Source organism: Nitrospira sp., from assembly GCA_016873435.1.
In the GTDB taxonomy this organism is placed as follows: domain Bacteria; phylum Nitrospirota; class Nitrospiria; order Nitrospirales; family Nitrospiraceae; genus VGXF01.
This window is the reverse complement of record VGXF01000008.1, coordinates 1-20,508: the sequence shown is the minus strand read 5'-3', so window position 1 is coordinate 20,508 and position 20,508 is coordinate 1. Positions and strand designations below refer to the sequence as shown.

Genomic DNA, 20,508 nt, shown 5'->3' with positions numbered 1-20,508 from the left:
CTGTGGAATGACGGAAGTTGTCGAAAAACTGTGCTAATTCTATCCGTCATTTCTTGCTCTGTCAAGAGCGGCGGCCGCTTGGCAGTACCGAAATTCCGTCGTGCAACCTCAATTGTACATGCGCACCACTCGTTGACAGAAATTTTGGTGCCCCGTACAATCTGCCTCCACTACGCGCTCGAAAATTCGCGTTGCGCATGCCGGGTGAGGACCGGCCATTCATGCAAGTTATCGGCATTCTGACCAAGCCCAAACTCCCCCTGATGAAGGCGACGCTCGCCAATCTCGTCGCCTGGTTGCGTGCGCGCGGAAAAGATGTCGTGCTGGATGCTAAAACGGCCGCCGCCGCCGTGTTGGCCACAAAGCATGCTGGACGGCTGGCCGAAAAGGCGGACATGGTGTTGGTGCTGGGCGGTGACGGCACGATGCTCCGTGCCGCACGCATGGTCGAAGAACACGGGGTGCCTATTCTCGGCATCAACATGGGCGGCCTGGGTTTCCTTACCGAAACCGGCAGCGGGCATCTCTACGAGACGCTCGAACGCGTTTTCGCTAAAGATTTCCAGATCGAAGAACGGTTGATGCTAAAGGCTAGGCTGAATCGCGGCGGCAAGCGGTTCGCCCAGGCGACCGTGCTCAATGACGTCGTGATAACAAAGGGGACGCTCTCGCGCATGATCGGGATGACAATTGACATCGACGGGCGATTCGTAACGAGGCTGCGCGGCGACGGCTTGATTCTCTCCACGCCGACCGGGTCGACCGCCTATTCGATGTCGGCTGGCGGGCCGATTGTCAGCCCCGCGGTCAAGGCCGTGCTCGTCACGCCGATCAGTCCGCACACGCTCACGCATCGTCCTTTGCTCGTGCCTGGTACGGCCACATTGGCGGTGACGCTGACGACGCATGACAAGGGCGCTATGGTAACCTTCGATGGGCAGATCGGCGTGGCCCTGCGGGAGCGCGATACCGTCACGATCACGCCGTCGTCGCATGCGACGAAGCTGATCCGCTTTCCCGAGCAGACCTACTACGATGTATTGAGGCAGAAGCTAAAGTGGGGGGATGAGTAACCCGGACTATTTCCTGCCGGCTTGAATCTTCGCCAGCATGTCCGTGTTCGTACGGAACTTGAACTCGCCGATCGCGCCATCATCGTGGCTCTTGTGAGTCTTCTCGGCTGACTCCAGCACGCGCAGCCCTTTGATATCCACCGGACGCGCACCGCGCTCGGCCAGCGCCTGCTGAAGTTTTTTGAGGACATCACCCACGGCGCTCTTGCCCAGCGGGGCCTTGCCATTCAGATAGCGAGTGACGACCTCCGCACACCATTCCCCGTCGCGCTTGGCCACACCGACGAGCCCTTCGCTGGCCTTGCGCGCCCAGCCAGCAAGAAACACGCCGTCCACCACCTTGCCGCTGGCCTCATCGTACGCCTGGAACAGCGCATCATCCGGATCGTTGTTCGTCTTGGAGGGATTGGTGACGAACACGCCGCCCTTGAACGGGAGACCGACCGATTCGTCCACTTTGTCGCCGACGGCAAAGACCACCGCATCGCAGGGAAATTCGTAGTACTGTTTGAGTCCGACCGCAACCGTATCCTCACCTTTTGGATCCAGCCTGTTGTCTTCCATCTCCAGTGCGCGGACACGATTGTTGGCATCCACCAGAATGCGCTTCGGCGAGGCGAGGAACTTGAAGCCCATCTGAGTGTTGCTGACCTTCGGCTCGCATTTGGTAAACTCATCCAGCAACCCCTTGAGGACCTCGTCCGGCTGCTGCCCCACCGCCACCATGCGGTCCTTGATACGCTCAAACTCCTGCGTGATGCCGGCAATGTCCATATTGGAGCAAACGGCTCGAATTTCCTTGGGATTGTATTTGCGCTCGACCGGTCCGCGACGCACGATTGCCGTCACCCGCTCCACCTTCTTATAGCCGATGAGCCAGTGCGCGATGTCCACCATCACGTCGCCCGCCCCGATCACGGCGACGTGCCTGCCCATGTCGAAGGGCCGGTCGCCGAATCCCGGCAGACGGTTGAAATGATAGACGACATCTTTTGCGTGAAAGACCCCCTGGGCCGACTCACCCTCGACGCCGATGGCCTTGGTGCCCTGCGCACCGATGGAAAATACCACGGCGCTGGCACCGAGCCCCCGCAACTGCTCCACCGTCAGATCCTTGCCTGTGCCCACTGACACGTTGCCCAGATAGTGGACGTTCGGCTGCTCCAGCATGTCCCAGTACTGTTTCTTAAGCCCGCCGCGGAGCTTCAACTTGCTGGGGAAAATCCCGTATTCGGCAAGGCCGCCGAACTTGATGTCGCGGTTCAGGACGATCACTTCATGGCCGGCCTTAACCATCATATTGGTCAGCGCCAGGCCGGCTGGCCCGGCCCCGACGACGACAATGACATGTCCCGTTGATCCGCTCATGGTCCTCGTTAATTTGCGTGGAAAAAGTTCAAAAAACGTGCGGACGCTAGCACACAGCACCGCGAATTGTCAAAACTTCGAGATAGTACAACACGACGGCAATGAGGAGACGAGGCGAGCCGGAATTACCCGCCGGCGGAGCCCACCGGCCCCCCCGATTTCGTCATTCGCCAGGGGTCCATCAGTTTGTCGAGACGCGTCTCGGAGAGGACTTTATGTTCCTTGGCAACTTGCCGTACGGTCTTGCCGGTCCTGTAGGCCTCCTTGGCCAGCTTTGCCGCAGCGTCGTAGCCGATTTCCGGCGCTAGCGCCGTGCACATGGCCAGACTGCCCTCGATCGTATCCTTGCACTTTTGCTCGTTGGCTTGGATGCCTTCAATACACCTGGCGGCAAAGTTGTCGGCCGCTGCTGCCAGCAATTCGATGGACTGCAACAAGTTGTAGGCCATGACCGGCAGCATGACAAGCAGCTCGAAATTACCGGCCTGCCCGCTGACAGTGACGGTCACGTCATTTCCGATCACCTGCGCGCAGACCATCGTGACAGACTCCGCGATCACCGGATTGACCTTGCCCGGCATAATCGAGGAACCCGGCTGCGTCTCAGGCAGGGTGATTTCACCCAGCCCGCAGCGGGGACCGGAGCCAAGCCAGCGCACGTCGTTGGCAATTTTCATCAGACTGACGGCGAGTGTTCGTAACTCCCCGCTGGCTTCCACGACCGAATCCTGCGTGGATTGCGCTTCAAAGTGATTGACCGCTTCCAGGACCGTGCAGCCGATTTCCTTCGAGACAAGTGCCAGTACTTTTCGGGCGAAGTCCGGATGGGCGTTAAGCCCCGTGCCCACGGCCGTGCCGCCGAGTGCGACTTCCCTCAGGGCCTCCTGTGCCCGCCGTGCGCGTACGATGGCCAGCTCGATCTGACGCGCGTAGCCGCCAAACTCCTGGCCCAATCGGACCGGCGTGGCATCTTGTAAATGAGTCCGTCCTATTTTGACGATCTTGTTAAACTCGCGCGCCTTACGATTGAGCGCCTTGTGGAGGCGGGTCAGCGCGGGAATGAGCTGTCGCTGGATCATCTCCGTAGCCGCAATGTGAATGGCCGTGGGAATGACGTCGTTGCTCGACTGGCCCAGATTCACGTGGTCATTGGGATGCACCAGCTTCGTGCCGCGCGCCCCGCCCACAAGTTCGGTCGCACGATTCGAAATCACCTCGTTGGTATTCATGTTTGTGGAGGTGCCGGAGCCAGTCTGAAAAATGTCGACGGGAAATTCGGCGTCCAGTTGGCCGGCGATGACTTCGGCTGCCGCCCGCCTAATCGCCTCCGCCTGTTTCTTGTTCAGCAGGCCCAGGGACTGGTTGGCTGAAGCTGCCGCGTGTTTGATCAGCCCCATCGCGCGGATGAATGCACGCGGAAACCGCAGCTCGCTGATCGGAAAATTCTCGATGGCGCGGGCAGTCTGGACACCATAATAGGCGTCGGCTGGCACGGCCAATTCGCCCATCGTGTCCTTTTCGACGCGGGTGGCTTCGGCAGGTGGTGAGGTCTTCTCTGCGCTCTTTTTCATGGCTGCCTTGTCCTTCCTGACTCAGGGCGGCATCTTAGCGTCAGCATGGGCGCTCCGACAAGACAAAAAAAGAGGGCCTGCCGCTACAGCAGGCCCTCCGTTGTGGGGACCGTCGGCCGGTGATTTAGCCGACTTTGACCTCGATGGCTTTCGGCTTGGCTTTCTCGGCCTTGGGCAGATGCAGGTTCAGCACCCCGTCCTTGTATTCAGCCTTCACCTTGGCTTCATCCACATGATCGGGAAGTGTGAAGCTCCGAACAAAGCGGCCGTGGGATCGCTCCACTCGATGATACTTCGTACTCTTCTCCCCCGTGTCGTGGCGCCGCTCGCCAGAGAGGCACAGGACGCCGTCTTCGACCGTCACCTTCACGTCCTCAATTTTCACTTCCGGTAGCTCGGCTTTGATCAAATATTCCGCGTCCGTCTCAGCGATATCCACGGTCGGAACCCAGTCGGCCACCGTGCTGGTCTTCGTGCCGTCGGGGGCCCGGAGCACCGGCCGGTTGCACACTTGGCTGAGCCGCTCGGACATGTCTTCTAATTCACGGAAGGGATCCCAACGCATCAAGGTTGTCATAACAAGCCTCCTAGTTAGGGTGTCCGCTCACAGCCAAGAGGTAAGGTCGCCTCATCACTGGTCAAGAGAACGAGACGGCGGTATTTTTTCTGCGCACTGAGACCGGCGACCTTGACTTTGCAGTAACGCGAATTATCTGTTTAATGTATTAACCCAACAGTCAGCTCAAGGGCTGGCGGCGAACGAGATGTCCGTCACAGGCGTGTCTAGGCCATCCTCACATTTTGCTGTCCCCTCCACGCCGCCGCGCGACACACGGCTCAGCGTAAAGACACAGCGTCCGTTTCCCGTCCGAAGATCCCACAGTCCCCCCTCGCTGGTCTGAATGGTAAATGCGAGCAGATCTGAGCCGTCGTAGGTCCGCGGACCGTCGGCATTAGTCAGAATGAGCTGCACGTCGGGCGTGGCGGTCGCCCCTCCCTTGAGAAACGTGAATTGCAGATCCACCGTGCGGACCTCCAGCGGCGCTTCCCCAGCCAGCTCTTCCGACACCTCGATACGTCCTGATGAGAGATGCGCGACGTAGGCCTTGCCGCGCTGCGCGAATCGAATCTCGCCACTTGCAAACTGCACGATTGTGCGGGGGGGATTCTGCGCGTCCGCCACCACCACGCCCAGTAGCAGGCCCCCACAGGCTGCCAACAGCACGCTGAACTTAGCGTTCGTCAATGGGAACGTAGGGCCGGTTGTGTTCGCCGGAGTAGATTTGATCGGGTCGAAACAATTTGTTCTCACGCAACTGCTCAAACCAGTGGGCCAACCAGCCGGCCACGCGCGCCATGGCAAAGACGGGCGTGAAGCAGTCCACCTCGATGCCCATCTTGTCGTAGATGATACCTGAGTAGAAATCCACGTTGGGATAGACCTTCTTGCTGTGCAGCATCTCTGCAGCCACCCGCTCAACCTCCACGGCTGTGTCGTAGAGCGGCGACGAGCCGCATTCCTTGAACAGCCGCTGGCAGAGCGTCTGCAGGATGACTGCGCGTGGGTCTTTCACTTTGTAAACCCGATGTCCCAGCCCCATGAGTTTTTCCTTAGCGGCAATTTTGCGTTCGACATGCGCCTTCGCTTTCTCAGGCGCACCGATTTCGCGCAGCATGCTGACCACTTCTTCGTTGGCGCCCCCATGCAGCGGACCTTTCAACGATCCGATGGCCGAGGCGACGACGGTATAGGGATCGGCCAGCGTGGAGGCGGTGATGAGCCCCGTGAACGTGGATGCATTCATCGTATGCTCGGCGTGCAAGATCAGACAGGTATCCAGCGTGGAGGCGACGACCGTCTCAGGGACGCGATCGGTAAGCATGTAGAGAAAGTTCTGGCAGAAATCGAGGTCGTCGCGGGGCTCAATGGGATCGTCGCCGCGTCGGATGCGGGCAGACGCGGCAATAATTGTTGGCACCTTGGCGATCAGCCGGATGGCCGACCAGTAGTTGTTCTCGATGTCTTTGACATTCCGCCCAGGGTAGAACATGCCCAGCGCGGCGACGGCGGCTTGGAGCGCATCCATCGGATGCCCCTGCGCCGGCAGGCATTTCAGCAGATCGATGATCTTGAACTTGATTCGGCGATGATGGGTGATGTCGCTGACGAATTGGGCCAGTTCGTGCTGTCTGGGCAGGCCGCCGAAGAGCAGCAACGAGGCGGTCTCGAGAAAGGAGGATCGTGCGCAGAGGTCCTCGACGCGGATGCCGCGGTATTCGAGAATACCGCGGTCCCCATCGACGTCGCTAATCGAGGATTTGGCAGCGGGTACTCCGGCTAAGCCCGGCATGAAATCGTGCGGCATGCGTCCCCGCGTAGATTCACTACTCGTGTACGAGATACTATGGGGTGGCGCGCGACGGAGTCAAGCCACGTCCGCGCGGCAGATCGACGGAGGTATGCTAAGATGGCGTCAGTCATGCAACTTACGTGGCATCGGGCAGTGGCTGTCTGCTACCTACTCTGCGGCAGTGTGCTGGTGGCGGCGGAACCGGTCTGGGCGCAAAGCGATCCGTCCACGATCTTTGCCGTCGTAACCAAGGTACCGCGCGATCGCAGCCGTGTGCCCGCGCGCGTGCTGGTCGGCACTCAGGCTTTGGACAGCGTCCTCATCGTTCCGGATCACATCGTCACCAACCCGATCTGGCGCGCACTGGAACTCTGCCACTCGCTGAAAGCAGATGCCTGGAAAACGCCGGACGGCTATCGCCTGGCGTCGGTCAGAGTGCTGGACCCCAGCATGCTGCCAATGGAACTCCAAGGTGTGGCGGGCGACTGTTTGATTCGCAAGGCCTTGGATGTGGCGCCGTTGGTAGACTAACTCGTACGTGTGCGCCTGGACAGATGAACGCGGAACGGGAGCTGGGAACGCACTCTGGAAGGACCCGCTTGGCTAGGGCATCGATCCGCATCTAGTGTTCATGAGTCAGGACGTGCACACCGGGCAAGTGGCCGGCTCCTGCTCGGCGTCGGCTTCGGCGGCGGTGAGCGGAAAGAGTTGCTCACACTGTTTGCACTGGCGGATTTCGAAGAACCCCACGCCCTTCTCATCAATTTCGGTCGGCAACAACAATTCCAGCGGGTCATAGCCCAGGACCACCCCGTCTGGAAATTTGACCAGCGCCAGCCGTTCGTTGAAGACTTCAAAAGTCGCCTCCTGTCCCTTTCGGTCAGGCAGATGCCCGACCACAAAGAGCGGTTGGCCCTTCCGCTTGGTTCGCAGATCCTTGAGCGTCCGCTGGGTGGCGTTTGCCACCAAAAAATTCCCGCTTGAACTAGTCCCGGCTGTCGGCATAGGCTCCTGACGCAGGCGAACGAACCACGCGACTGTTGGGACCAGCGAACCCGCGGAAGCATTCCGGCCTTCGGGCGATTCACGCAAGTCGCAGGCGGCGCGCGCGTGTCGTGCGTGTATCTATCACGCGAGAAAAAGGTCGTCAAGGCGGCCAGCAGGAGGATCCCATCGAATGGCCAAAATCATTATCTATGCCAAACCGACCTGCTCGACTTGCCGTGAGGTAATTCAACTCGTGCAGGAGAGCGGGCAGGCCTTTACGGTTATAAACTATTATGAACAGCCCTTTACGAAGGCACAGCTAAACAAATTGTTGAAGAAAGCTACCCTGGCAGCGAAAGATATTCTTAGGGTCAAAGACGACATCTATCGGGAACTGGGGTTAGCCAGGAAGCAGGTGTCCGAAGATGCGTTGATTGACCTGATGCTCACGCATCCGGATCTAATTCAGCGGCCGGTGGTTGAAAAAGGCGAGCAGGCGATGTTGGCGAGGCCGGCGGAGACGGTGAAGAAGCTGCTCTAAGAATTAGGAACGACTTTTAGCTGTCCGGTTTTGCGATCTACACTGACCCGCACCTGTCCATCCAACACCTGCAGCAGTAATTCCCCCACCAGGGTGCGGCGCCAGCCGGAGAGAATCGGCAGGTCCAGCTTGTCCCCCTCGCGCGTAGCTTCGACGAGCGCCTGCAGATCGGCTGAGGTGGCCAGCAATGTAGGGGCGATACGCTCATCGGTGGCACGGGCCTTGAGCACCGCCTGCAGTAAATCGACAAGGCCAGCGGACTCGGGTTCGGACCGTTTGGCAGGTGACACCTCCGGCCAGTCGGAGGCGGGAAGAGCGAGCCCGCGTTGAATAGCGGCGAGAATAGCGTCTCCCCGCTTGTCCACCTCGTTCCCATGCAGCCCGCGAACGCTTTTCATCGCCTCCACCGTATGCGGTGGCCGCCGCGCCAATTCGACCAGTACTTCGTCACGGATCACGCGCCCGCGCGGAATGTTTCGCCGCTGGGCCTCCTCGTCTCGCCAGGCCGCCAATTCGCGCAGGACGGCGGCCGACTGCGGCTTGAGATTGTCCCACCCGCGGATACGCTGATAGCGCTCGCGGGGGTCGTGCGCGTGCGCCCCCACGTTTGCACGCAACCGGGCGAATTCTTCCTGCACCCATTCCAGTCGTCCGTGCGAGGCAAGTTTTTTCTTTAAATGATCGTGGAGCGGAAACAGGTACTCAACATCTTCCGCCGCATACCGGAGTTGCTCCGGCAGCAACGGGCGCTGGCTCCAGTTGGTAAACGTCTGCGCCTTTTCCAATTTGTGCCCTAAGACGCGTTGCACAAGTTGGCTGTAGGCGATCTGCACACCGTAGCCCACCATCGAGGCGGCCACCTGCGTATCGAAGAATGGTAGCGGCACTTGCCCAGTGTGAGCGGCGAGCAGATCGAGATCCTGGCGGCCTGCGTGAAATATTTTCTCGATAGCCGGATTGGCTAGGACTTCGGCGAATCCGTCCAGCGTACCGAGCGCCGGCACGTCCACGATCGCACACACCCCGGCAGCGGCGATCTGAATAATTTCAAGCCGGGGGGTAAACCGGTCTTCGCCGATGAACTCTGTGTCCAGCGCAAGACGGTCGGCCTGCCGGAGCTGCCGGCACAAGTCCTCGAATTGTCGGCGCTCAGCAATATAAAGATGTGCGGGGACGTGTTTCGTCACTAGATTATTCGGCTGGCGTATAGGTGCCGGGCTTACCGGTCACTGGGTCTACGTTGCTTAGGCTGAGATATTCCTTGAGCATCTGATAAGACTCGAGGATGCGTCGCAATTCAGGCTCGGAGCTGCGGTCCCCCTTGCGAACGTCGGGATGGAAGGTTTTCACTTTTGCGCGAAACGCTTTCGTTACGGTTGACAGGGAACTGCCAAACTCCACCCCCAACACGTCGTAGGCTTCGCCAACGGTATTGACCTCTCCCCGCGAGTCGTTCCGCGGATCGCGCGTCCCGCCGGCCGCCTTGAGAAAATCGGCCAGGTTGATCTTGCGCCGTCTTCGTCGCGGACGCTGTCGGACCTCGCTGTCGAGCTCGTCGTAGCGGTCCTCGACGAATTCCAAGCGGGCCTCCAGGCGCTGGGCAGTCGTCAGATCACCGATAAGCGATAGCTCTGCTTCGATAGTCTGTAACGAATGCTCGATCTCGGCAAACCCCTGTTCGACCCGAAAAAAACTGTCGACGCGTTCTTCCATCATCGTGTCCACGGCGAATTCCAGACTGTCTTCAAACTTGACCTTCAGATCGGCGATGCGCCGAAGCATGCCGACGCGGTATTTCCCTAATTTTCTAAAGTCAAATGGCATGGCGCAGGTCGCTCGCAGGCTCGAAACGGTTGGCATCTTAACATAGCCGGCAAATCGGATGAAAACGAATGCACGGGCATGGTATACTCCGCGCCGTTTTGGTTTGGCCCCATTTTCATATACGGAGGGTGAGATTTATGTGGCGTGTTGTCGTGATGCTCTATGCGGTGCTGCTGCTCGCCCCGGGTGCCGGTTGGGCGGAGAATCCGTCTGGGTACGGCCAGGCAGGCGGCGAATTCGACATCAAGATTCCGCGCGTGCCGGCCGATCAACTGTCGGAGGCCAAGGCGCTGAAGCCGCCATTTGCGGCAACAGCTGAGATTCTGAAGGAAGGCAAGGAAATCTTTCTCGGCCGTGGTACCTGCTTCCAATGCCATGGGCCCGAGGGCAAAGGGGATGGCGGCGCGGCCAAAGTGCTGCCGATTCAGCCACGTAATTTCACGAATCCGAAATTCAACAAGGTCCGCACGCCGGGCGAGATGATGTGGGTCCTGAAGAACGGTAGCATGGGCCAGTCCGGCAAGGTGCCGGGCACGGGCATGCTCCCGATTGTTGGCCAGTTCTTGAGCGAAGAGGACGGCTGGAAGGTGCTGCTCTACGAGCGGAGCCTCGGCGAGTCGCAGTAACGAACCGTCCGTTATTAGAGACCCTTGGCACTTGCGTTGCGCGCGACTTATTGTTTCCGCGCAACGCCTGTGTCCCTCGCGGCTTGGGCCACGGCCTGGGCCACCTGCGGCACGACCTGCCGATCAAACACACTCGGGATAATATAGTCCGCGCTGAGCGCGTCCGCCGGAATAATCCTGGCGATCGCGTGGGCGGCCGCCATCTTCATCGCATCGTTGATCTCCGTTGCGCGCACATCCAGGGCGCCGCGGAACATGCCCGGAAAGGCCAGCGCATTATTGATCTGGTTGGGGTAATCCGACCGGCCAGTGGCAAAGACCCGGCAGCGCCCCACCGCTAACTCCGGCGTGATCTCTGGGTCCGGATTGGCCATTGCGAACACGATGCGGTCCGATGCCATCAGCGCCAAATCCTCCGGCGTGAGCAGATTTGCGCTCGACAATCCAACAAACACATCGGCGCCGTGTAGGGCATCCTGCCGGGAGCCCTTGGGGTTCTCGCGATCGATCAGCGCCGTCAGGTTTTCGCGGTGGGCGAACAATTGTTGGGGCGGCGCCGCTAGGATGATCCCCTGCCGCCCGCAGCCGATGATGTGCCGCACGCCGGCCTTCAGCAGCATCTGGCAGCACGTAACACCCGCCGCGCCCAGTCCGTTCACCACGACGCGAATGTCCTCCAGTTTCTTCTGTGTCACCCGCACGGCGTTGAGCAGCCCGGCCAGAATCACGACCGCGGTGCCGTGCTGGTCGTCATGCATGACCGGAATATCCAGCGAGAGTCTCAAGCGCCGTTCAATCTCGAAGCAGCGTGGCGCACTGATGTCCTCGAGATTGATGCCCCCAAATCCCGGCGCGATATGTTCCACGGCCCGCACGATCTCATCCACATTCTGCGTCTTCAGGCAGATCGGCCAGGCATCGATGCCGGCCAGCTCCTTGAACAGCATAACCTTGCCTTCCATGACCGGCAGCGCCGCCTCCGGCCCCAGATTGCCCAGCCCCAGCACGGCGGAGCCGTCCGTCACCACAGCCACGGCATTGCGCTTGATCGTGTACGTGTAAACTTGGGCAGGATCCTGCGCAATTGCGGCAGCGACACGCCCCACGCCCGGCGTGTAGACAAACGACAGCACGCTGTGCGAAGTGACCGGCACCTTGTTTTGAATGCCGATTTTCCCGCCCTCGTGAACCTCGAAAACGCTCTCTGGCGCCGGCAGGAGCCGAACGTTCGGCAGGGACTGCAACCGCTTTGTGGCACGACTGCGCTGCGTTTCGTTCTGCACTTCAAAGGTGATGTCACGAACAATTTGGGCTCCATCGGCCGTGACCATGTCCACTGCGCCAAGATTGGCACCTTCAGCGGCCAGTGCCGCCGCTACCTGGGCAAAGACGCCCGGTCGGTCGTCGAGAGCTACCCGAACGGTTACTTTGAATGTCGGCACGCGCATAGTACTTACTGACTTCTCTGGCTGTCGGATAGTCTGTGCATCTCCAATGGTTCGGCGACAATCATCGATGTCCCCTGCCCTGTCACGGAGACCGTGTCCCCACGCCACCGCCAGCCCTCTGACTATGGGCGGACCGTGGTCTTGGCTTGGGGCCCCTAGCCCAACGCACTGCGGGGGGGGCACACCCGATTATACGCCCGCCGCCCGCATTCAATCACCCCCGGTGTCTCCCGCCCCGGGTCGAAGAGTCGATAAAAAGGAGGCACTTGGGGTTGCCTTTTTAATTGACTTATTTCAACTGTTCAATATAGATTGAAAGGGTCAAAAGGGAATTGTCCCTTTGCCAGGCGATCACTTTAAAGGAGGGGTCCAAATGAAGAAGCTGTTGAGCGCAATGATGTTTGCGATGTTCCTGGTCTCCATCACGGGCGTGGCCTTCGCCGGTGACGACAAGGCTGCTCCGGCTGATAAGGGCAAGAAGGAAGAGAAGAAGAAGGACGAAAAGAAGAAGTAAGCCGTTTCAGCCAGTCGGCTGACGATCGGTGTTCGACCGGCCCGCTGCTCTCACGAGCGCGGGCCGTTTCTTTTTCACGAACAGGGACGCCGATTGTCCGCAGCCCTCCTACTGCCGACTCTCGTGGTCGGCGTGCTGTGACGCCTCGTGCCTGACGCAGACGCACCGCCTGCCCCCCGCTTGTCCCACAATGCCGAGTGCGACCAAGCACGAAAAATGACGGGGCACGACCACACGAAGGAGACAAAGGACAACCTCCCTCCGTAACCGAACGTCTGCGGGGTAGCCAGGCGCCGCAAGCGTTTGCCGTGGGTTGACCGTTCTTTCAATGCGATGGTAGCCTGCCCGCTATGTCCGATCGCACAAGCCAACGTCCGCCCAACCGTCTGATTCAGGAAACCAGCCCCTACCTGCTCCAGCACGCCTATAACCCCGTAGACTGGCATCCGTGGGGACCTGAAGCGCTAACAAAAGCGCGGGCGACGAATACGCCCATTCTGTTGTCCATCGGGTATTCAGCCTGCCACTGGTGTCACGTCATGGAGCGCGAGTCGTTCGAGAGCAACGACATCGCCACGATCATGAACACGCATTTTATCTGCGTGAAGGTGGACCGTGAAGAACGGCCCGACCTCGATGAAATTTACATGCAGGCCACACTGGCCCTAAACCATGGCCAGGGCGGCTGGCCGATGACGGTGTTTCTCACGCCGGAGCAGGAACCGATCTTTGCCGGCACCTATTTCCCCCCTGCCGACCGGTGGGGGCGCCCCGGATTTGCCTCGCTCCTGACGAAAATCGCCGACGCCTGGAAACGGGACCCGACCGGATTGCGCCGCCAAGCCGGCGACGTGACCCGCCAGCTTCACCAGTCGTTGCGCGTGGCCTCGTCGGCCGCTGTTGGCGAAGCGGAACTGGACACGGCCGTCAACGAGTTCGCCGAGGATTTCGACGCGCGGTACGGCGGCTTTGGCCAGGCGCCGAAGTTTCCGCCTGCCACCGGCCTGTCGTTTCTATTGCGGCATCACCACCGGACCGGCGATCCGCACACACTGACGATGGTCACGACGACGCTCGATGCCATGGCGGCCGGCGGTATGTACGACCATGTTGGCGGCGGATTTGCCCGCTATTCGACCGACGACCGCTGGCTGGTCCCGCATTTTGAAAAAATGCTCTACGACAATGCGCTACTGGCCCGCACCTATCTCGAAGCCTGTCAGGCGACCGGCCTTAATCGCTACCGCCGCGTCGCCACCGAGATGCTCGATTACATCCTGAAGGAAATGACCTCGCCGGAAGGCGGGTTTTATTCCGCCACCGACGCGGATTCAGAAGGCGTTGAAGGGAAATTCTTCGTTTGGACGCCGGAGCAGATCCGCGCGGCAGTGCCGAACGAAGAGGATGCCGCACGGTTTTGCGCCTATTACGACATCACGCCCGGCGGCAATTGGGAGCACGCCAGCATTCCCAACACGCCAGAATCGCTGGACGCCGTGGCGACGCGGCTCCATATCACGCCGAATGAGCTGCAGATGACACTCGAGCGGGTCAAACCGCTTGTCTACGCTGCTCGTGCCAAGCGTGTCCCCCCTGGATTGGACGATAAAATTCTCACCGCTTGGAATGGCATGATGATCAGCGCCCTGGCGGAAGGCGCGCGCGTGCTGGGCGACAGCCGCTATCTGGAGACGGCAGAAGAGGCGGCGGAGTTTCTGCTCCGCACCATGCAGCGCCCTGACGGGGGGCTCTATCGAACGTATCGAGCAGGGAAAGCCCATCTGGATGGCTGTCTTGAAGACTATGCCTGGCTGGCCGAGGGTTTGATCGACCTCTACGAAGCGGGCGCCCACGAAGGTTATCTCAAGGAAGCCGTCCGGCTGGCCGAGCGCATCCTGGTCGATTTTGTGGACGCGCAGCAGGGAGGATTCTTCACCACGTCAAAGGATCATGAATCGCTCATCCTACGCAGCCGCGAAGGTCCGGACGGCGCCACGCCGAGCGGCAACGCCGTGGCGGCGTCGGTGCTGGCGCGTCTGTCCTTTCATTTCTCCCGCGAGGATTTTCGTGACGAAGCTGCCCGTGCGGTCCGTGCCTATGGCCGCCAGATGACGCGCTATCCCCGCGCCTTTGCCAAGAGTCTCTCCGTGATCGATCTCTTGTTGCGTGGACCGGTCGAACTGGCGTTCATCGGCAGTCCGGCCGAGTCGCGGTACGAAGCCCTCCGCGCAGAAGCAAACCGCTGGTACCTCCCCCTCCGGATCATCGCCCACCACGATCCGCAGGGACCCGAGCCAGAGCATCCACTGACGGCCGGCAAATCGCTGGTCAACAGCACCCCGGCGCTCTATGTGTGCCGAAACTTTTCCTGCCAAGCACCACTCACCGATCCTGCAACAGTTGGTGCAGCCCTGCGGGCACAGCACACCCGGCAACAGGAGTCCCCCTCCACATCGCTGTCCGACTCGCGGCTGGTTGGCGCAGCGACGCCGGACGGCACGGCCGGCTACGCGGCGCGCATGATCGCCCGGCAGGACTCCGATCTGGCACGCGGCTTCACGCCCTTCGGTTCGACCGGACTCACTGTATGCCGGCTGGGCTTTGGCGGGTACAGAACCGAGACGGACGACGCCGACCACCGCCAGGCTCTGCTCGACGCGCTCCGGCAGGGCTGCAACCTGATCGATACCTCCACCAATTATCTGGATGGCGACAGCGAGCGTCTCATCGGTTCGGTGCTGGCCGAATTGACCCGCGCCGGCGAACTAAAGCGTAACGAAGTTATTATCGTCTCCAAGATCGGCTATGTGCAGGGACAGAATCTCAAGACGGCCGAGGCACGCGAACAAGCCGGTACGCCGTACCCTGAGATGGTCAAGTACGGAGACGGCATCTGGCATTGTCTCCATCCAGAGTTTCTGGCCGATCAGCTGGATCTGTCACTGGACCGGCTGGGCCTCCAGACACTGGACGGCCTGCTGCTTCACAATGCCGAGTATTTCCTCTCTGATGCCGCGCATCGCGGTCGCAAAGATCTCCCGGCCCTGCGACAGGAATTTTATCGGCGTCTGCACGCCGCCTTTGCCTGGCTTGAAACACAGGTGGCCGCGGGACGCATTCGGTGGTATGGCGTCTCCTCCAACACCGCCACAGCAGATTCGAACGATCCGGAGGCGACGTCGCTCTCATCAATGATCGAAGCCGCGCGGATGGCTGCGACGAATGCGCCACATCATTTCCGCGTCGTGCAATGCCCCATGAATCTCTTCGAATCGGGCGCCCTGCTGACGCCCAACACCGGCGCACATTCAAAACAAACACTGCTGGACCTAGCCCGCGAGGAGCAGCTCGCAGTGCTCCTGAACCGTCCGCTCAACGCCATGGCGTCGAACGAGGCCGGCATGATCCGGCTGGCCGACATGCCGGTCGAAGCAGCCGGCGTGGCGTTTGAGGCGCAATGCACGGCGGTGGCGGCGATCGAGGCAGACTACCGGCGCGACTTCGCGCCGCACGTCCCATGGTCCGGCCAGGGACTGTCGCCGCACGATTATTTCCGCTGGGCGGACGAGCTCACCCGCATCCGTCCGCACGTGCAGGGTCTCGAGCATTGGGACCAGATCGAGAACCAGATGATCGCGCCACAGCTCCATCAAATCCTGCGCGCGCTCACGAACCTGTTCAAGCAGACACGAGCGGAACCCTGGCAGCAATGGCAGGCACGCTACCTGCCCCAATTGCTCCTGTTGCTGAAAACGCTGCGCCACGACGCGGGCATGAAGAGCCGCGAAACGACCGCATCGATTGCTAAAAAACTGGCCCCTTTTCTGCCCCCGACCAGGCTGGGCGAATCTCTCTCCCGCAAGGCCCTCTGGGTGCTGGTCTCCACGCCCGGCGTCACCTGTGTGCTCAACGGGATGCGCACACCGGCCTATGTAAAGGACTCGCTGGCCGTCCTTCGGTGGGAACCGCTTTCGGATGCGCGCCGCGTCTATGAGGCGCTGCGTTCCGCCTCCCCGGGAAGCTAGGACCGGGCGAGTTTGTACCCGATGCCACGGACCGTGACGAGATGTGAGGGGTTGGCGGGGTCCGGCTCGATCGTATGGCGCAGCGAGTGGATGTGCACGTCGAGCGTATGCTGCTCGAGCGCATAGCCCTCCCCCCAGATCCCGTTCCGCAGCTCATCGCGCGAAAAGACCCGGGTCGGATATTGCATGAAGTGCAGCAGAATCTGAAATTCCTTGGGGGGGCAGGGCCACCGGTTTCCCGTCGACAGTGACCTCATGTCTGCCCGTCAACCGCGTGTGATATTCCTGTCAATCCGGCCTGTCGCGCAGCCCCCCGCCCGAATATTAACGTGCCCGTAACATGCCGGTCATTCCCGCGTCACAGCCCCCCCGTACAACTGGTAGCGTAAGGATCATAAAAAACCAACGAAGGAGGCGGTGTGATGACTCGGCAACTAACGATGACTCTGACGAGGTTGCTGGCAGTAGCGGCGCTGGGCCTGATCGCCGGCATGCCGGCGATTGCCGGAGAACCGCAGGCGGCGGCCCATCCGGCGGCCAATCAGCCGCCTCCGGCCGTGGAACCGCCGCGGCTGAGTCCCCAGGGACCGACGAGCACCTCCATCGAGGATTTGCTGCTCGAAAAGGGCGTCATTACCATGGACGACTGGATCCGAATCAAGGCCGAGGAGGAGCAGCGGCAGAGCGAGCGGGCCGTTGTGGCGGAGTTCACGGGCAGCCCGCGTTGGTACGAGCGGTTGACGATGTTCGGCTACGGCATGTTCCGCTACAACAATCTGGGCGCGTCGAACGGGCTGCTGCGGACCTATCACGACGCCTCCGTGGGCGACAAGAATTCGGGCGCCCAGCCCGGCTTCTTCTTCCGCCGGGTCCGCTGGGTGGTGACCGGGCAGATCTCCGACCATGTCTCGGTCTTTTTCCAGCCGGACCTGGCCAGTAATCTCAGCGGTAACACGCACACGCTGACCATGCGCGATGCCTACGGCGACTGGAATTTTGACCGGAACAAGGAATACCGGCTGCGGGTCGGCCTCCAGCGTGTCCCCTGCTCCTTCGACAACTGGCAGGCCAGCCGCGTCCGCATGGCGATTGACCGGGCCGACGCGACTAACTCCTGCGCGCCCAGCGAGCGCGACATGGGCGTCAGCTTCATGTGGACGCCCAAGAGCGCGCAGGCCCGCTACAAGCAGATGCTCGACTATATGTACGGCCCCGGCGACTACGGCGTGGTCAATCTGACCGTCCATAACGGACAGGGCCTGAATAATGTCGAAAAGAACGCCGACAAGCACGTCGGCCTGCGCCTGAGCTGGCCCTTCGAGTTGCCCGGCGGGCGGCTGATGGAAGTCGGCATGAACGCCATGAAGGGCCAGTATGTCGTCAGCCACGGCACCGCGGCGGCGGGCACGACGCTCTACTCCTTGAACCAGAGCGGGACGACCGCCGACCGCAGCTACCGCGACGAGCGGGCGAATTTCTACGTGTACTATCCGCCCCAACCCTGGGGATTCATCGCAGAATATACCGCCGGGCGCGGGCCGCAGCGCGACGCCAACGGCGTCGTCCGCACGGAAGCCCTCTACGGCGGCTACGTGCAGGGACACTATCAGTGGAAATATTCTGACGTGGGACTGGCCAACCTCTATGCCCGTTGGCAGGAATATTACGGCGGACTCAAGTTCCAGACCGGCGCCCCCAACGACGAAATGAAGGAACTGGAGCTCGGCATCGCCTGGCAGCCGGACCCACAATGGGAATTCACGACCGCCTACACCTTCACGCAGCGGAAAAACGTGTTCACGACCACCGCGGGCACGGCCTCGACGCCGGGCCAGCAGTTCGACAATTACGGCAATCTGTTGCGGTTTCAGGTGATCTGGTTCTGGAACTGACCGCCATCAGGGCTGCGGCGCCGCGGGACGCGCCCGCTCCGCCAGGCGGGCCGGATCGATCACGAGGAGCTTCGAGTCGTCTAGATACCCTCCGTAGCCGTCCTTTCCGCGCATGTCGCGGTTGGGAATCCAGGCTCCGGCCGGGCTGAATCCGACAACAAATTTCAGCGGCACGATGGGCAGGAGCGGCCGGTCGCGCGTGTCGATGGCGTACGTGTTTTCGTACTGGACGGCATGCGGCGACGTTTTGGCATTGGCCAGAATCAGATACCAGCGTCCCTGCCGGACAAACAGCCCCCCCGACGTCACCACACGGCCTAGCACGGGATCGGTGCTGATCAGATAGAAGGTGGCCAGATCCCTGGGCGAGGCTTTTCGAAGCGCCTGCGGAAGATGGCGGGTGAGCAGAGCGATTTCACGGGCCGTGAACGCCGGCGCGCTGCCGGTCTGTTGAAACAGCCCGCCTAATCCGAGCGCATCCCGTTTTTGGATGCGGACCCCCTGCAAGACAGCCGCGAGCTGCTCCGGACTCACTACCGCCGGATGGCTGTGTCCAGCTCCCGCTTCCGGATCGGACATCAGCCAGACGGAGTCGTTGGCGTCGTCGTGAATTAGAATCGGGGCCGGCGCGAGACTGCATCCGGCGAGCAGCAGGCTCCAAGCCATGAAGCGACGAAGCGCGGTCATACCGCACATCATGCCAGATTCCTTCCACAAAAAGACAACGCGCGGAAGTCTGAGACCTCCCGCGCGTTCGGCTGAGCCTGACGCCTGTCAGGACGCTTCGCGGGTGGTCAGCGAAGCGGCCTGCGGGCCGCCGGTCAGCACGTGAATGTTTTTTTGCACCTGAGAGGCCGGCAACGGATAGGCGCCGGCCCTTGCGACGAGGGCCTGCCCCTCCCGGCTGTTAATGAATATCAAAAACTCCCGGATCGCCGGTTCCAGCCCGGTTCGAGGATCCCGTTTCGCGTACAAATAGAGCTGCCGGTTCAACGGATAGGTTCCGTCGGCTGAGGACTCCGCGGACGGCATGACAAACGGCGCACCGGCCCGTCCGGCGATGGGCAGCGTCCGCACGTAGGTGGACTGAAAACCAATGCCCGCATAGCCGATGGCCAGGGGATCGCGGCTGATCGTCAGAATCTCGGTAGCGTAGCCAATCTCCTCCTTGATCGTCCCCTTGAACTCCCCATCGCGCAGGACAGTCTGTTTGAAGAAGGTGCGCGTGCCGGACCGGAGATCCTGCCCGACCAGATGGAGGGGCTGTTCCTCCCACTCGTTCTTCAGACCGGCTTGTCCCCAGGTTACGATGTCGCGTCCGGCGCCCCGCTTGCGGTCTCGTCCGAACATCGCGTCCAGCTGCTCCAGCGTCACCCCCTCGATCGGATTGCTTCGGTGGACATAGAGCGCGATGGCATCCATAGCGATGGGGATTTCCGTCACCTCGAAGCCATACCGGGACCGGAAATCCTTGCGCTCGCCCTCCGACAGCGGACGCGAGGAGGCCAGCAGTGCCACGTCGTTCGAGCTCAGATGCCCCCGCACATTGCCATCGCCACGCCGAGAGCCTGCAAGCCCCTGGAGGAAGGCTCCCAAGGCGGCATCGGAACCGCCGCCCTGGACCGCAACTTTCACATTCGGCTGCCACTGACGAAATGCCGAGGCGAGCTTTGCGACGATCGGCTGCATGGTGTCGGACCCGGCAATGGCCACGGCCCCGGTGACGCTCCCCTTCGCAGCATAGGCCGGGATCGCCTCGTCGACAACCGGCCGCGGGGCGGGCGGATCGGCAGCCCTGCCAGTCGCCACCAGACCCGTCAGGGCCAGCAAGCCCACAGTGAAAATGCGCACGATGTGTGTCATGAGCACGCGCCTCCTTTCGAGCAGATCACTAAACTGCCCTAGACGATAGGCGCGGGAGGTTGCGGAAGAATGATCGTGTTGTTACGGATCTGTTAATTCTGGCGTGGGCTAGTCGCGTTTTTCGCGGAGGCGCCAGCCCAGCTTGGCCATGCACTGATCGCGGCTCTTTTCCACGATCAGTTTCATACCACCCTGGTATCGCGGATCGTTGTAGGCTTTCTGCTCGCAGGCATTGAAATCCGTGGCATACTCGGCCCGCGGATTGTTCAGGTTCACCCATTCGGTCGTGGCACAGCCCGTCAAGCCCAGCAGTCCCAGTCCAAGCAGCAGCCCCAGACGCATACGGCCTCCTTTTATGCAGGCAGATGAGGGGGGAGCATAGACCGAGCCCCGATGAACCGTCAAGATGCACGCCCCCTAAAGGC

At 61.0% G+C, this 20,508-nt stretch carries 19 protein-coding genes; 6 read left to right on the top strand and 13 right to left on the bottom strand.

All coding sequences use genetic code 11. The features are described from left to right. Window positions 1-221: 221 nt before the first annotated feature. A complete protein-coding gene (locus FJ248_06175) occupies window positions 222-1,073 on the top strand; it encodes an NAD(+)/NADH kinase (protein ID MBM4120472.1) in 852 nt (283 codons plus the stop codon). 6 nt (window positions 1,074-1,079) lie between these two features. Here FJ248_06175 and FJ248_06170 read toward each other — a convergent pair whose 3' ends face one another. The 5 genes from FJ248_06170 to FJ248_06150 all read right to left on the bottom strand — a co-directional run bounded on the left by FJ248_06170 (window position 1,080) and on the right by FJ248_06150 (window position 6,378). After that, on the bottom strand, window positions 1,080-2,441 hold the full coding sequence (locus FJ248_06170; GenBank protein ID MBM4120471.1) for a hypothetical protein: 1,362 nt from the start codon (window positions 2,439-2,441) through the stop codon (window positions 1,080-1,082). A gap of 125 nt (window positions 2,442-2,566) precedes the next feature. Continuing rightward, the gene (locus tag FJ248_06165) at window positions 2,567-4,012 is read right to left on the bottom strand and encodes a class II fumarate hydratase (GenBank protein ID MBM4120470.1); all 1,446 of its coding nucleotides are present in this window, start codon (window positions 4,010-4,012) and stop codon (window positions 2,567-2,569) included. Between the two features lie 124 nt (window positions 4,013-4,136). Further along, window positions 4,137-4,589 carry an Hsp20/alpha crystallin family protein gene (locus FJ248_06160; protein ID MBM4120469.1) on the bottom strand — a complete coding sequence of 151 codons (453 nt, stop codon included), beginning with the start codon at window positions 4,587-4,589 and terminating at the stop codon, window positions 4,137-4,139. 165 nt (window positions 4,590-4,754) lie between these two features. After that, window positions 4,755-5,258: a hypothetical protein gene (locus FJ248_06155; protein MBM4120468.1), complete on the bottom strand. Its 504-nt coding sequence runs from the start codon at window positions 5,256-5,258 to the stop codon at window positions 4,755-4,757. Then, complete coding sequence (locus FJ248_06150) at window positions 5,245-6,378, bottom strand: citrate synthase (GenBank protein ID MBM4120467.1); 1,134 nt, start codon at window positions 6,376-6,378, stop codon at window positions 5,245-5,247. Before FJ248_06150 ends, FJ248_06155 begins: the two co-directional genes overlap by 14 nt. A 102-nt stretch (window positions 6,379-6,480) precedes the next feature. On the opposite strand from FJ248_06150, the gene FJ248_06145 reads away from it, so the two are divergent. Beyond that, window positions 6,481-6,894, top strand: a complete 414-nt coding sequence (locus tag FJ248_06145; protein MBM4120466.1) for a hypothetical protein — start codon at window positions 6,481-6,483, stop codon at window positions 6,892-6,894. A 105-nt stretch (window positions 6,895-6,999) separates the two neighbouring features. Here the strand turns inward: FJ248_06145 and FJ248_06140 are convergent, their stop codons facing one another. Beyond that, on the bottom strand, window positions 7,000-7,329 hold the full coding sequence (locus FJ248_06140; GenBank protein ID MBM4120465.1) for a hypothetical protein: 330 nt from the start codon (window positions 7,327-7,329) through the stop codon (window positions 7,000-7,002). 211 nt (window positions 7,330-7,540) lie between these two features. Here FJ248_06140 and arsC point away from each other — a divergent pair, with 211 nt between their 5' ends. Then, the gene (gene arsC / locus FJ248_06135; protein ID MBM4120464.1) at window positions 7,541-7,891 is read left to right on the top strand and encodes an arsenate reductase (glutaredoxin); all 351 of its coding nucleotides are present in this window, start codon (window positions 7,541-7,543) and stop codon (window positions 7,889-7,891) included. On the opposite strand, the gene rnd is transcribed toward arsC, so the two are convergent. Both rnd and FJ248_06125 read right to left on the bottom strand, forming a co-directional pair. Continuing rightward, window positions 7,888-9,099: a ribonuclease D gene (gene rnd, locus FJ248_06130; GenBank protein MBM4120463.1), complete on the bottom strand. Its 1,212-nt coding sequence runs from the start codon at window positions 9,097-9,099 to the stop codon at window positions 7,888-7,890. The genes arsC and rnd overlap by 4 nt on opposite strands. Continuing rightward, complete coding sequence (locus FJ248_06125; protein MBM4120462.1) at window positions 9,083-9,751, bottom strand: J domain-containing protein; 669 nt, start codon at window positions 9,749-9,751, stop codon at window positions 9,083-9,085. The genes rnd and FJ248_06125 overlap by 17 nt, the downstream gene beginning before the upstream one ends. Before the next feature lie 32 nt (window positions 9,752-9,783). On the opposite strand from FJ248_06125, the gene FJ248_06120 reads away from it, so the two are divergent. Next, the gene (locus FJ248_06120) at window positions 9,784-10,341 is read left to right on the top strand and encodes a cytochrome c class I (protein MBM4120461.1); all 558 of its coding nucleotides are present in this window, start codon (window positions 9,784-9,786) and stop codon (window positions 10,339-10,341) included. A gap of 47 nt (window positions 10,342-10,388) precedes the next feature. On the opposite strand, the gene FJ248_06115 is transcribed toward FJ248_06120, so the two are convergent. Next, entirely contained in the window at window positions 10,389-11,789 is a 1,401-nt protein-coding gene (locus FJ248_06115; GenBank protein ID MBM4120460.1) for an NAD-dependent malic enzyme, read from the bottom strand. A gap of 864 nt (window positions 11,790-12,653) precedes the next feature. On the opposite strand from FJ248_06115, the gene FJ248_06110 reads away from it, so the two are divergent. Next, window positions 12,654-16,328 (top strand): DUF255 domain-containing protein, encoded by a 3,675-nt coding sequence (locus tag FJ248_06110; protein ID MBM4120459.1) that lies wholly within the window; start codon window positions 12,654-12,656, stop codon window positions 16,326-16,328. Here the strand turns inward: FJ248_06110 and FJ248_06105 are convergent. Next, the gene (locus tag FJ248_06105; protein ID MBM4120458.1) at window positions 16,325-16,585 is read right to left on the bottom strand and encodes a winged helix-turn-helix domain-containing protein; all 261 of its coding nucleotides are present in this window, start codon (window positions 16,583-16,585) and stop codon (window positions 16,325-16,327) included. The two genes, FJ248_06110 and FJ248_06105, sit on opposite strands and share 4 nt — an antisense overlap. A gap of 165 nt (window positions 16,586-16,750) precedes the next feature. On the opposite strand from FJ248_06105, the gene FJ248_06100 reads away from it, so the two are divergent. After that, complete coding sequence (locus FJ248_06100; protein ID MBM4120457.1) at window positions 16,751-18,220, top strand: hypothetical protein; 1,470 nt, start codon at window positions 16,751-16,753, stop codon at window positions 18,218-18,220. A gap of 6 nt (window positions 18,221-18,226) precedes the next feature. Here FJ248_06100 and FJ248_06095 read toward each other — a convergent pair whose 3' ends face one another. The 3 genes from FJ248_06095 to FJ248_06085 form a co-directional block, all read right to left on the bottom strand. Beyond that, on the bottom strand, window positions 18,227-18,919 hold the full coding sequence (locus FJ248_06095) for a hypothetical protein (protein ID MBM4120456.1): 693 nt from the start codon (window positions 18,917-18,919) through the stop codon (window positions 18,227-18,229). A 75-nt stretch (window positions 18,920-18,994) separates the two neighbouring features. Beyond that, complete coding sequence (locus tag FJ248_06090) at window positions 18,995-20,083, bottom strand: PstS family phosphate ABC transporter substrate-binding protein (GenBank protein MBM4120455.1); 1,089 nt, start codon at window positions 20,081-20,083, stop codon at window positions 18,995-18,997. Window positions 20,084-20,191: 108 nt separating this feature from the next. Next, window positions 20,192-20,425 (bottom strand): hypothetical protein, encoded by a 234-nt coding sequence (locus FJ248_06085; GenBank protein ID MBM4120454.1) that lies wholly within the window; start codon window positions 20,423-20,425, stop codon window positions 20,192-20,194. Window positions 20,426-20,508: the final 83 nt, after the last annotated feature.